Source organism: Paenibacillus sp. J22P277, assembly GCF_059383675.1.
The window spans coordinates 765,630-778,747 of the sequence record NZ_JBXENS010000003.1 but is presented as its reverse complement, the minus strand read 5'-3'; the positions used below and the strand labels follow the sequence as shown (position 1 = coordinate 778,747).

9 protein-coding genes are annotated in these 13,118 nt (G+C 59.5%); 8 read left to right on the top strand and 1 reads right to left on the bottom strand.

What is annotated here, in order from left to right; genetic code table 11:
- Positions 1–36: 36 nt before the first annotated feature.
- Complete coding sequence (locus AC50YL_RS12470) at positions 37–1,203, bottom strand: iron-containing alcohol dehydrogenase (protein ID WP_494832280.1); 1,167 nt, start codon at positions 1,201–1,203, stop codon at positions 37–39.
- Positions 1,204–1,423: 220 nt separating this feature from the next.
- Between AC50YL_RS12470 and AC50YL_RS12465 the strand changes: the two genes are divergently transcribed.
- From AC50YL_RS12465 to AC50YL_RS12430, 8 genes are all read left to right on the top strand, one after another.
- Complete coding sequence (locus AC50YL_RS12465; protein ID WP_494832279.1) at positions 1,424–1,897, top strand: MarR family winged helix-turn-helix transcriptional regulator; 474 nt, start codon at positions 1,424–1,426, stop codon at positions 1,895–1,897.
- A gap of 148 nt (positions 1,898–2,045) precedes the next feature.
- Positions 2,046–3,995 (top strand): 1,4-alpha-glucan branching protein GlgB, encoded by a 1,950-nt coding sequence (glgB, locus tag AC50YL_RS12460; protein ID WP_494832278.1) that lies wholly within the window; start codon positions 2,046–2,048, stop codon positions 3,993–3,995.
- Between the two features lie 54 nt (positions 3,996–4,049).
- Positions 4,050–5,216, top strand: a complete 1,167-nt coding sequence (locus AC50YL_RS12455; protein ID WP_494832276.1) for a glucose-1-phosphate adenylyltransferase — start codon at positions 4,050–4,052, stop codon at positions 5,214–5,216.
- The gene (gene glgD / locus AC50YL_RS12450) at positions 5,213–6,325 is read left to right on the top strand and encodes a glucose-1-phosphate adenylyltransferase subunit GlgD (protein ID WP_494832274.1); all 1,113 of its coding nucleotides are present in this window, start codon (positions 5,213–5,215) and stop codon (positions 6,323–6,325) included. Before AC50YL_RS12455 ends, glgD begins: the two co-directional genes overlap by 4 nt.
- 66 nt (positions 6,326–6,391) lie before the next feature.
- Positions 6,392–7,858: a glycogen synthase GlgA gene (glgA, locus tag AC50YL_RS12445; protein WP_494832272.1), complete on the top strand. Its 1,467-nt coding sequence runs from the start codon at positions 6,392–6,394 to the stop codon at positions 7,856–7,858.
- The gene (locus AC50YL_RS12440) at positions 7,840–9,825 is read left to right on the top strand and encodes a glycoside hydrolase family 15 protein (RefSeq protein WP_494832270.1); all 1,986 of its coding nucleotides are present in this window, start codon (positions 7,840–7,842) and stop codon (positions 9,823–9,825) included. Before glgA ends, AC50YL_RS12440 begins: the two co-directional genes overlap by 19 nt.
- A 684-nt stretch (positions 9,826–10,509) precedes the next feature.
- Complete coding sequence (gene thrS, locus AC50YL_RS12435) at positions 10,510–12,429, top strand: threonine--tRNA ligase (RefSeq protein ID WP_494832268.1); 1,920 nt, start codon at positions 10,510–10,512, stop codon at positions 12,427–12,429.
- A gap of 145 nt (positions 12,430–12,574) precedes the next feature.
- The gene (locus tag AC50YL_RS12430) at positions 12,575–13,024 is read left to right on the top strand and encodes a GyrI-like domain-containing protein (protein WP_494832573.1); all 450 of its coding nucleotides are present in this window, start codon (positions 12,575–12,577) and stop codon (positions 13,022–13,024) included.
- Positions 13,025–13,118 lie beyond the last annotated feature (94 nt).

The following is a 13,118-nucleotide window of genomic DNA, read 5'->3' as shown; positions in this document are numbered from 1 at the left end:
AACGAAGCCTCTTTTGCGTTGTTTGCTTAGATTGCTTTACAGCGCCATGACCAGGATTTCCTTCACGTCGTTCTGATTCAGCTTCTTGAAGTTGCCGATCGGCCCGAACAAGACCGCTTCCCGCGCCATGACGTCCAGATGCTCTTCGCCGATGTCGTAGAAGGACAGCGTCGCCGGGGCGCCGATGCGGGTGAAGAAGGCGCGCGTCGCGGAGATGCCGGCAAGCGCCATTTCCTCGTCGGATTTGGCGCCGCGCTCGATCCCCCATACGCGCTCCGCGTACTGCGCGAACCGGTCGATCCGTTCGTTGTAGACGTACTTCATCCAGTTCGGGAACACGATGGATAGGCCCGCGCCGTGCGGGATATCGTAGATGGCGCTGATCTCGTGCTCGATGCCGTGGGATGCCCAGTCGTTGGCCATGCCGACGCTGATCAACCCGCCGTTCAGCGCCAGGGTGCCGCACAGCATCAGGTTGGCGCGCGCTTCATAGTTTTCCGGATTCTCCAGCGCGATCTCCGCGTTCTCGATGACCGTCTGCAGGATGGATTCACACAGGCGTTCTTGAAGCGGCACGTCCGCCGTCAGCGAGAAATATTGCTCGAAGACATGCGACATGATGTCGACGACGCCGTTGACCGTCTGGTCGCGCGGAACCGAGAACGTCAAGGTTGGGTCGAGAATCGAGAAGCGGGGGTAAGTATATATGCTGCCGAACGAACGCTTCTGCTTCGTCTCCCAATTCGAGACGACGGCGTTGCCGTTCATTTCCGACCCGGTAGCCGAGAGCGTCAGCACGGCGCCCATCGGAAGCGCGTCGCCGATCTTCGCTTTGTTCATGAAGAAATCCCAGACGTCGCCGTCATAGCGCGCGCCTGCCGCGATCGCCTTGGATGCGTCCAATACGCTGCCGCCGCCGACGGCCAGGATGAAGTCGACGCCCTCGCTGCGGCACAGCCCGATGCCGCGATTGACGGTCGCGAGCCGCGGATTCGGCTCGATGCCGGACAATTCGATGACAGTTGCGCCGATGGATTCGAGCTGGTTCTTGACTTCGTCATACAAGCCGGTTCTTTTTATGCTGCCTGACCCATATACAAGTAAAACCGTCTTGCCGAAAGGTTCGATCAGACCGCCTAATTGCGCGACCGTTCCTTTGCCGAAAACGATCTTCGTTGGATTCTGGTAAGTAAATGACTGCATGCTCGCACCTCCGAAAGATATGTGATCTTGCTCCCTTATCTTAGCGATATCAAAATCGACAAGTCAAGTTCGCGGGTCAAGCGCTTGAGTTTGGCAAGCGGGAAATAACGGAAATTCTAAGCTTGACGGGCAGGCAGGACTCTATTAAAATTGTTCATATACGAACTGTTCTTTGTCGAACTATGTGGAATATGTCGATTTAGGCGAAGGGGGTTTTAGATTGGACTATACCGACCCGAAAGTCGAGCAGGCGATCGAAGTGCTGCAGTCGTTCATGGCGGTGACGCGAACGGCCTCCGATTTTACGCGCCGCAACGCGGAAAGCCTGGGTCTTACGATGCAGGGCATGGCCGTCGTCAACACGTTGTACCGCGCGCCGGGCTTGACGCTGAAGGAGTTGACGGAGCGGCTGCATGCATCCAAGAGCACCTTGAGCGTCAGCGTGGAGGGGCTGGTTCGATCCGGCATCGCGGAACGCCAGCAGGCGGAGGGGAACCGCAGGGAGATCAACGTCAAGCTGACCCCGAAAGGCGAAGCGCTCGCCAAGCGGTCGATCCGGCAGGCTTACTCTTACCGGGCGATGACAGCCGCGCTCGAGACGGTAGACGGCGAACAAATCCAGGCGTTATTGGCCGCCCATAAGCAGATTTTGGATGGGCTGCACCGCTTCGAGATCGACGCGGAACTGGCGTAACGGCGCGGTTTCCGACCTTCAAGAATTTTCTGAAAACAAGTGCGATCTTGAGTTGGTACGTGTATAATGAAAGAATAATCGTGCCTGCGTTAGTATTCTTGACAAAACCTTTACAAAGAAGCGACATTCAGGAGGTGGATGGCACTTTATGGCGAATGCGGCAACGATCGGAATCTCTCTGCGCGATTTGTATTTATTCAATAAAGGTAATCTCTTTCATAGCTACCGCACATTTGGTGCGCATCCGATTCGGCTTGCCGACGAGCATGGCGTGCGTTTCACGGTATGGGCGCCCCACGCCCGGCGCGTCCGGATCGTCGGCGATTTCAACGGTTGGCTCGGCGAGCGTCACGATATGGAGCTCATCGGCGAAACCGGCGTCTGGAGCCTCTTTGTGCCCAATCTCGGTCCAGGCACGATTTACAAGTACGAGATACATACGCCAGACGGCAAACGGCTCGTAAAATCCGATCCGTTCGCGTTTCAATCCGAGCTTCGCCCCAGCACCGCGTCCATCGTATCCGAAGTGTTCAATTACGATTGGCATGACGGCGAATGGCTGCGGCGGAAGCAGGAAGTCAGTCCCTATCATGAAGCGATGCTCGTCTACGAGGTCCACCTCTCGTCCTGGCGCAATTGGGGCAAGGAGCTGTTCTGGACCTACGAAGAGATCGCCGACGGACTCGTCGAATACGTCATGGAGATGGGGTACACCCACATCGAGCTGCTGCCCGTCACCGAACATCCGCTCGACCAATCCTGGGGTTACCAGGTGACCGGCTACTTCGCCGCCACCAGCCGGTTCGGCAGCCCGAAGCAGCTGATGTACCTGATCGACCGCTGCCATCAACGCGGGATCGGCGTCATTCTGGATTGGGTCCCGGGCCACTTCTGCAAGGACGATCACGGGCTAAGGCTGTTCGACGGCACGCCCATCTTCGAAGGACCGAACGCGAAGCTGGCGGAGAAGCCGCTGTGGGGCACCCTGGCATTCGACTTCGGCAGCACGGAAGTACAAAGCTTTCTCATTTCCAACGCCATCTATTGGATGGATGTTTTTCATATCGACGGCCTTCGCGTGGACGCCGTCGCCAGCATGATCGACCTGCATTTCGACAAACCCCCAGAGATGTTCACCTACAACGCCTTCGGCGGAACGGAAAACATCGACGCCATCCGCTTTCTGAAACGCTTGAACGAAACGGTATTTCACTACTATCCCGACGCGCTCATGATCGCGGAGGACTCCTCTTCCTGGCCGGCCGTCACGTCACCGACGTACATGGGCGGACTCGGCTTCAATTTCAAATGGAACATGGGCTGGATGAACGACATGCTCCGCTACATGGCGCTGGATCCGGGCGAACGGATGCGCCACCACAATTTGATTACCTTCTCGCTTATTTACGCCTTCTCGGAAAATTTCGTCCTGCCGCTGTCCCACGACGAGGTCGTGCACGGCAAACGCTCGCTCTTGAACAAGATGTCGGGCTCCTACGATCAGAAATTCGCGCAGCTGCGCTTGTTTTACGGCTACTGGATGACGCATCCCGGCAAGAAGCTGCTCTTCATGGGCAGCGAATGGGGTCAGTTCGACGAATGGAAATACGACGAGTCGCTCGACTGGCAGCTGATCGCGTATCCCAAGCACGGCAGCATGCACCAATACGTCAAGGCGCTGAACCGCGTATACGGCGAACAATCCTCCCTCTGGGAACGGGATTGCGACCCCGGCGGTTTCGAATGGATCGACGTTCACAACGCGGCCCAAAGCGTCATCGTGTTCATGCGCCGCGGACATGCGGAGCACGACTTTTCCGTCATCGTCTGCAACTTCTCGAACCACCATTATCCCGAATATCGCATCGGCGTACCGGAGCACGGTCAATACCGGTTGGCCCTGCACAGTGAGGCGGCAGCTTTCGGCGGTGCCATGGCGCACGTGCCGGAAGTTCTATATAGCACCAAGACAGCTTGGCATGGAAGGCCGTGCAGCCTGACGATCGACCTTCCGCCGCTTACGTTTCAACTGCTTGTGTTTGCCGCAGGGAAACCTGGCCGCAGCGAACGCTTTTCCGCTTTGCATGGCATGACGTAAGGGAACATTTTTGAGCTGCGGCAGGCAGCTGCAGCCGAGAAGGAGAGGGTGTCCATGGGCAGAAAAAGAATGATAGCTATGCTGCTTGCCGGAGGAGAAGGGAAGAGGTTGGGCGTCTTGACGAAAGACGTGGCCAAACCGGCCGTCCATTTTGGCGGGAAGTACCGCATTATCGATTTTACTTTAAGCAATTGCGCTCATTCGGGCATCGACACGATCGGCGTGCTTACGCAATACCAGCCTCTCGTTCTGAATACGTATCTGGGCATCGGCAGTCCGTGGGGACTGGACCGGCGCGACGGCGGCATGGCGATTCTCCCTCCTTACGTGAAATCGAAAGGCGGCATGTGGTACAAAGGGACCGCGAACGCCATCTATCAGAATATGGGCTTTATCGACCGGTACGATCCGGACTACGTGCTCGTCATCTCGGGCGATCATATTTATAAAATGGATTACGAGCTCATGCTGCGGGAACACGAGGAGCAAGGGGCGGACGTGACGATCGCCTGCATCGAGGTCGACTGGAAGGAAGCGAGCCGGTTCGGCATCATGCACGTGGACGACGACGGCGGGATCGCCGCCTTCGAAGAGAAGCCGAAAGTGCCGACGAGCAACCTGGCGTCCATGGGCGTCTATATTTTCTCGTGGCCGGTGCTGCAGCAGTATTTGATCCGCGACGAGGCCAACCGCCTCTCGGGCAACGATTTCGGCAAGGATATCATTCCGGCCATGCTGCAGGACGGGGTTAAGCTGCAGTCGTATACGTTTAATGGCTATTGGAAGGACGTCGGCACGCTGGAGAGCCTGTGGGAAGCGAACATGGATCTGCTCTCCGAGCGGCCGGCGCTGGACTTGAACGACCGCAACTGGCGGATCTATTCCGTCAATCCGAACCGCCCGGCCCACTATGCGGCGGCGACCGCGGAGATCGCGGACTCGCTCATCACGGAGGGCTGCATCGTCGAAGGTCTCGTGCAGCGCTCGGTCCTGTTCCACGGGGTGCAGTCGGGCATCGGCAGCGAGATCCGCGAATCCGTCATCATGCCGAACGTCAAGATCGGCAAAGGCGTCCGCATTTATAAATCCATTATCGGGGAAGGCGCCATCATCGGAGACGGCGTCGTCGTCGGCAGTCCGAACAGCGAGAACGTCACCGTCATCGCGAGCGACGAGCTCGTCACCGCCAACCATTCGTTGCAGGAGGTAGAGCGCACATGAACTCCAACATACTTGGCGTCATCAATCTGATCCACGAGGCGGACGAGATGGAATCGCTGACCGCGAGCCGCTGCCTCGCCACGGTGCCGTTCGGCGCGCGCTTCCGTTTGATCGACTTTACGTTGTCCAGCATGGTCAATTCCGGCATCAACAAGGTCGGCGTGTTCGCGCAGACCAAATACCGTTCCTTGATGGACCACCTCGGCTCCGGCAAGCACTGGGACCTGCATCACCGCCAAAGCGGGCTGTTCATCATGCCGCCCGTCACGGACGACGTCAACGAGGTGCGCCGCGGCGATCTCTATCATTTCTACCAACACCGCGACTTTTTCGTGCGCAGCACGCACGAGTACGTGCTGATCACGCGCAGCCATATGATCAGCAACCTCGATTTCGAGGGCGTGCTGGCCTCGCATAAAGCGAGCGGCGCGGACATCACCGTCATCTGCAAGGAGCAGCCGGAGCTATTCGGCGGGCGGGCCCGCAAGGTGCAAATCGACGAGAAGGGGCGCGTCACGGCGATGCAGGATCATTTCGGTCGGCTGGAGAGCGACCTGATCTCGATGGAGATGTACCTGATGCGCAAGGAGCTGCTTCTGGAGATGGTCGATACGTCGCTCGCGCAAGGCCAGGATCATCTGGTCCGCCACGCCATCATGTCCCGCGTCGACAAGCTGCATATCCAATGCTATAAATTCGACGGTTATCTCGGCATCGTCAATACGCTGAACAGTTATTATCAGAACAGCATGCAGCTGCTCCGGCCGGACGTGTGGAAGAGCTTGTTCTTCGAGCCCGGCCCGATCTTCACGAAGGTCAAGGACGAGCCGCCGGCCCGCTACGCGGAAGGAGCGAAGACGAGCAACTCGATCATCGCGAACGGCTGCATCATCGAGGGAACGGTCGTGAACAGCATCCTGTTCCGGGGCGTGCACGTCCGCAAAGGGGCGGTCGTCCGCAATAGCATCATCATGCAGAACGGCATCGTCGGCGAGAACAGCTCGGTGAATCACGTGATTTTGGACAAGGACGTCACGGTGGAACGCAGCAGGGAGTTATACGGCGCGGAGGCGTCGCCGTTTATCGCGATGAAGCGGAAAGTCATCTAATTGGTGGTTCGATATTACATGGTCATGGACGAGTGGCGGACATGACCATATTCGAGGTGAATCCTTATGATGAAAGTATTGTTTGCGGCATCGGAGGCGGTGCCGCTCGTGAAGACGGGCGGTCTCGCCGACGTGGCCGGTGCGCTGCCGAAGGCGCTGCTCGCGAAAGGCGCGGACGTTCGGGTGATCCTGCCGAAATACGGCACGATTCCGGCGGAATTTGCGGAGCGGTTCGAGACCGTCTCGACGTTCACGGTGCGGATGGGCTGGCGGGACTTGTATTGCGGCCTGCTCAAGGCGGAGATCGACGGCATCGCGTACTACGCGATCGACAACGAATCCTACTTCAAACGCAGCGGGCTCTACGGGTACGACGACGATGCGGAGCGGTTCGTGTTCTTCTGTTATGCGGTCGTCGAATCGCTGTTCCATTCCGATTTCCATCCGGACGTGATCCACTGCCACGATTGGCAGACGGGACTCATTCCGTTCCTGCTGAAGACGAGATACCGGTACGAGCCGGGCACGAGGGACATGAAGTCGGTGTATACCATTCATAATCTGCGCTACCAGGGCGTCTTCGGACGCGAGCTGCTGAAGGATCTGCTGGGTTCGGGCGACGAGCTCTTCGGCACCGAGGGCATCGATTTCTACGGCGCGGGCAATTGCATGCTGGGCGGCCTGCGGTACGCGGACAAGCTGACGACGGTCAGCCCGACGTACGCGAGCGAAATCCAGACGGAATATTACGGCGAGAAGCTCGACGGACTGCTCCGCTGGCGGACGGGCGATTTATCCGGCATCGTGAACGGCATTGACACCGAGCTGTTCGATCCGATGAACGATTCGGCGCTGTCCACGCCGTACCGCGGCTCGCTGCCGCGCAAAAGAAAGAACAAGCTCGCGCTGCAGCGCGAGCTGGGCTTGACGGAATCGGAAGAGACGCCGCTGCTCGGCATCGTGTCGAGGCTTGTCGACCAGAAGGGCTTCGACTTGATCGCGGCCGTGCTGGAGGAGATCCTGTCCGAAGACGTTCAGCTGGTCATCCTGGGTTCCGGCGATTGGAATTACGAGCAGATGTTCCGCAAAGCGGAGCAGCGCCGCCCCGGTCAAGTGTCCACGTGGTTCGGCTTCAACGACGGGCTTGCCCGGCGCATCTACGCGGGGAGCGACATGTACCTCATGCCGTCGCTGTTCGAGCCGTGCGGCCTCAGCCAACTGCTCGCGCTGCGGTACCGGTCCGTGCCGATCGTGCGGGAAACCGGCGGCCTGCGGGATACCGTCCAGCCCTACAACGAGTTTACCGGCGAAGGCAACGGCTTCACCTTCGCGAATTACAACGCGCATGATTTGCTGTACACGGTACAGCGGGCGATCCGCTTCTACCGCGACCAGGAAACCTGGCAGCGAATCGTCGCGAACGGCGCGAAGGAAGACTTCGGCTGGCATCGTTCGGCGAAGGCTTACCTGGCGCTGTACGGCTCGCTCGTGCCGCAAAGAGAGGAGAATTCCGCATGGCCCGTCATCTCGTAATCGGCAACGGCAAAATATTGATGAATTTGGACGACAACTGCTACATACGCGATATTTATTATCCGTTCGTCGGGCAGCTCAACCACGTCGGCGGCCAATATTGCCGGTTCGGCATTTGGGTCGCCGGCCAGTTCTCCTGGCTGGAGGATCCGGAGTGGCAATTCCAGCTCTCGTACGTGGCGGATTCGCTCGTGACGAACATCATCGCCCGCAACGACAGGCTGGCCATCGAGCTGCATTTGAACGACGGCATCCACCAGCGCGAAAGCATCTATATCAAACGCGTCCTCGTCCGCAATCTGGGCACGGAATCCCGCGAATGCCGCCTGTTCTTCCACCACGATCTGATGATCGACGGCTCCGAGGTCGGGGATACGGCGGCGTATTATCCCGAGAATCATACGCTCTACCATTACAAGCGCTCCTCGTATTTCATGTTCAACGGCTTCTCCGACGAGGGGGGCATGATGCAGTACACGACGGGCATCAAGCGGTTCCAGTCCGCGGAGGGCACCTGGCGGGACGCGGAAGACGGCACGCTCATGGGCAATTCCATCGCGCAGGGCTCCGTCGACAGCACGATCAGCTTCCGCACGGTCGTGCCGCCGGGCGGCGACAAGACGGTGTATTACTGGATGTCGATCGGCAAGAACCTCGAGGAAGTCAAGGCGCTGAATCAATACGTCCAAGAGAGCCATCCGGAGAAGCTGCTCAGCCGGATCGTCATCTACTGGAACCACTGGCTGCAGCGCGCGGAGCAGAATCTCGGCGATTTGTCGCCGGAAGCCATCAACCTGTTCCGCCTCAGCCTGCTGATCGTGCGCACGCAGACCGACGAGCGGGGGGCTATCATCGCCGCGAACGACACCGATATTCTCCAGTACAACCGCGATCATTACAGCTACATGTGGCCGCGGGACGGCGCGCTTATCGCGGACGCCATGTCGGCCGCCGGCTTCCAAAGCGTCATCTCGCCGTTCTTCCATTTCTGCGCCCAAGCGCTGTCGCCGGACGGGTACTTGTTCCACAAATACAACCCGGACGGAACGGTCGGCTCCAGCTGGCATCCGTACATCGTCCAGGGCAGCAGGCGGCTGCCGATTCAGGAGGACGAGACCGCGCTCGTGCTGTTCGCGCTGTGGAAGGATTACACGCGCAATCAGGTGATCGAGCTGCCGCAGGCGTTGTATAACAATTTGATTCGCAAAGGCGCATTGTTCCTCAGCCAATATATCGAGCATGCGTTGTCCCTGCCCAAGCCGAGCTACGACTTGTGGGAGGAGCGTTACGGCATCTGGACGTATACGGCCGCTTCCGTGTACGGCGGCCTGATGGCGGCGGCATTCTTCACGGAGCTGTTCGGGGATTACGAGCGCAGCGACCATCTGCGCAATACCGCGGAGGGGATCAAGCAGGGGATCCTGACGCAATTGTGGGACGAGGAAAGCGGCCGCTTCGCAAGAGGCTTGATCCAGAAAGACAACCGCTGGGTGAAGGACATGACGCTGGAGAGCAGCATGTTCGGCATCTGGGAATTCGGCGTGCTGCCCGTCGAGGACGAACGCGTGATCAAGACCATGCACGCCATTCGCGACGGCTTGGCGGTCAAGACCGGCGTCGGCGGCGTGGCCCGGTATACGAACGACTATTATTTCCAACAGTCGGGCGATATCGAGAACGTGCCCGGCAACCCGTGGGTCATCTGCACGCTCTGGGTCGCCAATTTCGAGATCGAATCCGCCAAGACGCTCGCCGATCTCGTCAAGCCGCGGGATACGCTGCAATGGGTCGTCAAGACGGCGCTCTCGAGCGGCTTGCTGCCCGAGCAGCTGCATCCGAACGACGGCAGCCCGCTGTCGGTCGCGCCGCTCACCTGGTCGCATGCGACCTATGTGCAAAGCGTCACCCGCTACGCGCAGAAATACGCCGAGCTTTCCTCGGCGGAGAAAAGCGCGGCGGCAATATAGCAAGGCGAAGGCAGCGAAGCGATCGGCTTCTGCTGCCTTTCTTGTTTTGATTAGGGCGGCGAGCGCATGGCGCGGCGTCTCGGTCGTGATGCCGTGCAGCTATGCCTGCGCGCAGATGCCAAGGTGCTTGCCTGCGAAGGTCCGTTCGGCCGCAGCTCACACTCCGACACGTCGTGTGAACAAATCTGACACTCTCGCGGATGCACATGCAGCGCCAAGACACAAGGCGCTTCCGGTACCGCCGCGAGAAAAAACGCCGCCCCCCTCTTGACATTTTCATAGTTTCCTGAATATTATGAATACACAGATTCATACTTGGCGAAAACCAAAGACACGGTTCCCATAGTCAGGCTGCGCAGAGAGAGGGATGATTGCTGCGAATCCCTTCCGTCCTGAGATGCGAATTACCACTTTGCAGCCGTCACGTTGAACCCGCCGACTCGGTGTCGCGGTTGTAAACGGAGCCGATTCATCCCCGTTACCGGATTCCAATAAGGATCTTGGATTCGCTGCGCGAAGGCGCGCGGAGACAAGGTCGAACTAGGGTGGAACCACGAGCCGAACGCACTCGTCCCTTTTGGGCGAGATGCGTTTTTTTTGCGTTCACGCGGTACGAGACGCGCCCGGCCGCCACGGGGCAGCGACAAGCGGCTCGCCGCAATTCGATCGAACGGAGGAAGGCTAATGGACAACAAGGTCAACGTGAAATTAGCGGACGGTTCGGAACGGTGCTGCATCAAAGGTGAATCGATTGCGACGCTGGCGGAGGCCATCAGCCCCGCGCTTCGCAAGAACGCCGTCGCCGGCAAGGCGAACGGCAAGCTCGTGGATTTGAGCTTTGCCATCGCGGAGGATTGCGCGGTAGAAATCGTAACGCTCGACAGCGAAGCGGGGCTGGAGGTTTATCGGCACAGCGCGGCCCATCTGATGGCGCAGGCGATCAAGCGTCTCTATGGCGGCGATGCGGTACGGCTCGGCGTCGGTCCCGTCATCCAAGACGGATTCTATTACGACGTCGCGGTCGCCGAACCGCTGACGCCGTCCGATCTGCGCGCCATCGAGAAAGAGATGGAGGCGATCGCCAAAGAAGACCTGCCCATCGTGCGCAGGGTCGTCGGCAGGGAGGAAGCATCGGCGTTGTTCGAGCGGCGGGGGGAGCGCTTGAAGCTCGAGCTGATCCGCGATCTGCCGGAAGACGCGGAGATCTCCGTCTACGCGCAGGGAGAATTCCTCGACCTGTGCAGGGGACCGCATCTCCCCTCGACGGGGCGGATCAAGGCGTTCAAGCTGCTCAGCGTCGCCGGCGCCTATTGGCGGGGCGATGCGGCGAATGCCGTGCTTCAGCGCATCTACGGCACGGCGTTCCTGAAGAAATCGCAGCTGGAGCGCCATCTGGAGCTGCTGGCGGAAGCCAAGAAACGCGATCACCGCAAGCTCGGCAAGGAGCTCGAGCTGTTCATGTTCTCGGAGGAAGCGCCCGGCATGCCGTTCTATCTGCCGAAAGGGATGGTCGTGCGCACGCAGCTGGAAGAGTTCTCTCGTGGCTTTGGACGTAAGGGAGGCTACGAGGAAGTGCGGACGCCGCTCATGATGAACCGGCGGCTCTGGGAGCAGTCCGGCCATTGGGACCACTACAAGGACAATATGTATTTCGCGAAGGTGGACGAGACGGATTTCGCGCTGAAGCCGATGAATTGCCCGGGGCATATGCTCGTGTACAAAAACCGCTTGCGTTCGTACCGCGACCTGCCGCTCCGGCTGGCGGAGTTCGGCCAGGTTCACCGCCACGAATATTCCGGCGCGCTGAACGGCATGATGCGCGTACGGACGTTTTGCCAGGATGACGCCCATCTGTTCGTCCGGCCGGATCAGATCGAGGAGGAGATCGGCCGCGCGATCGCGTTGATCGACGAGATGTACGCGGTGTTCGGATTCTCCTACCGGATCGAGCTCTCGACGAGGCCGGAGGATGCCATGGGGTCGCAGGAGCTGTGGGACCGCGCGGAACGCTCGCTCGAGCAGGTGCTCCGCGGCCGCGGCGTCGACTACCGCGTCAATCCCGGGGACGGCGCTTTCTACGGACCGAAGATCGATTTCCATATCCGCGACGCGATCGGCCGGAGCTGGCAGTGCGCGACGGTGCAGCTGGATTTTCAAATGCCGGGAAAGTTCGGCCTCGTCTATGCGGGCGAGGACGGCGGAAAGCATGTGCCCGTGCTCATCCACCGCGCCGTCTACGGTTCGATCGACCGCTTCGTCGGCATTCTGACGGAGCATTACGCCGGCGCGTTCCCGCTCTGGCTCGCGCCTGTCCAAGCGAAGATCATTCCGGTCTCCGAAGCCGATGCCGATCGCGCCAGAGATATCCGCTCCATGCTGGAAGAGGCGGGTCTGCGTGCGGAAGCGGATTTCCGGCAGGAGAAGCTCGGGTACAAGATCCGGGAAGCGCAGCTCGAGAAAGTGCCGTACACGCTGGTGCTGGGCGAAGCGGAACGGGGTGCCGGCACGGTATCCGTGCGCAGGCGCGGCGACGGGGATATCGGCTCCCGCACGGTACGGGAGCTGATCGCGGAACTGTTGGCGGAGGTCGCGGCCAGACGTTGACGGTCTTGCCGGCAGCGCCCGCGTTCGTACCTCGAATCGGCGCTTGACGGGAAGGCCGCCGAAGCATAGGCTATTGCTGACAACGAAGATTGCGCGCGAGATGCATAGTCGGCGAAGGCCAAAGGAGGGTTCTCGTTTGAGCACGGTGGAGGATGTGAAGGAACTATCGCTTCCGGAGCGCGGCTATATCGGCATGGCGATCACGTCGGTCTTCGCTTCGCATGAGCCCAAGCGCGTCGAGCAGCTGCAGAAGCTGTTCATCAGCAGGCGTTTCGAGATCAAGGGCATGGTGGATGCCGAACATTACGTGTGCCCCTCGTTCGTGTGCGAGCAGCTGTTCACGTATTTGTTCTGCATGGAGGTCGATCAGCTGGACGTCGTGCCGGACGGGATGATCGGCTTCCGGATTCCGGCGCAGCGCTACGCGACGGTGAGGGCGGTAGGAACGGATCCCTACGATCTGCTGCACGGCTACCTGCGGGCGAAGGGGCTGCAGAACAACAAACGCGGCCTGGCGCTGGAGAAATACAACGTGCACAAGCCGGTATGGCCGGACGAGGTCGACGTGTACATTCCGCTGCTGGGCAGCGGATAACGTAGAATCGATTGTGCGGATCGCCAATGAAATCGACGCGAAAACTCAAACAAGTCCTGCCTCCGGGCAGGACTTGTTTGGAGTTTTGTCGGAT

What these genes read in the sequence shown, in the direction of transcription:
- AC50YL_RS12470 (WP_494832280.1), bottom strand. Translation starts at nt 1,203, where the DNA reads ATGCAGTCATTTACTTACCAGAATCCAACGAAGATCGTTTTCGGCAAA.
- glgB (WP_494832278.1), top strand. Translation starts at nt 2,046, where the DNA reads ATGGCGAATGCGGCAACGATCGGAATCTCTCTGCGCGATTTGTATTTA.
- AC50YL_RS12455 (WP_494832276.1), top strand. Translation starts at nt 4,050, where the DNA reads ATGGGCAGAAAAAGAATGATAGCTATGCTGCTTGCCGGAGGAGAAGGG.
- glgD (WP_494832274.1), top strand. Translation starts at nt 5,213, where the DNA reads ATGAACTCCAACATACTTGGCGTCATCAATCTGATCCACGAGGCGGAC.
- glgA (WP_494832272.1), top strand. Translation starts at nt 6,392, where the DNA reads ATGATGAAAGTATTGTTTGCGGCATCGGAGGCGGTGCCGCTCGTGAAG.
- AC50YL_RS12440 (WP_494832270.1), top strand. Translation starts at nt 7,840, where the DNA reads ATGGCCCGTCATCTCGTAATCGGCAACGGCAAAATATTGATGAATTTG.
- thrS (WP_494832268.1), top strand. Translation starts at nt 10,510, where the DNA reads ATGGACAACAAGGTCAACGTGAAATTAGCGGACGGTTCGGAACGGTGC.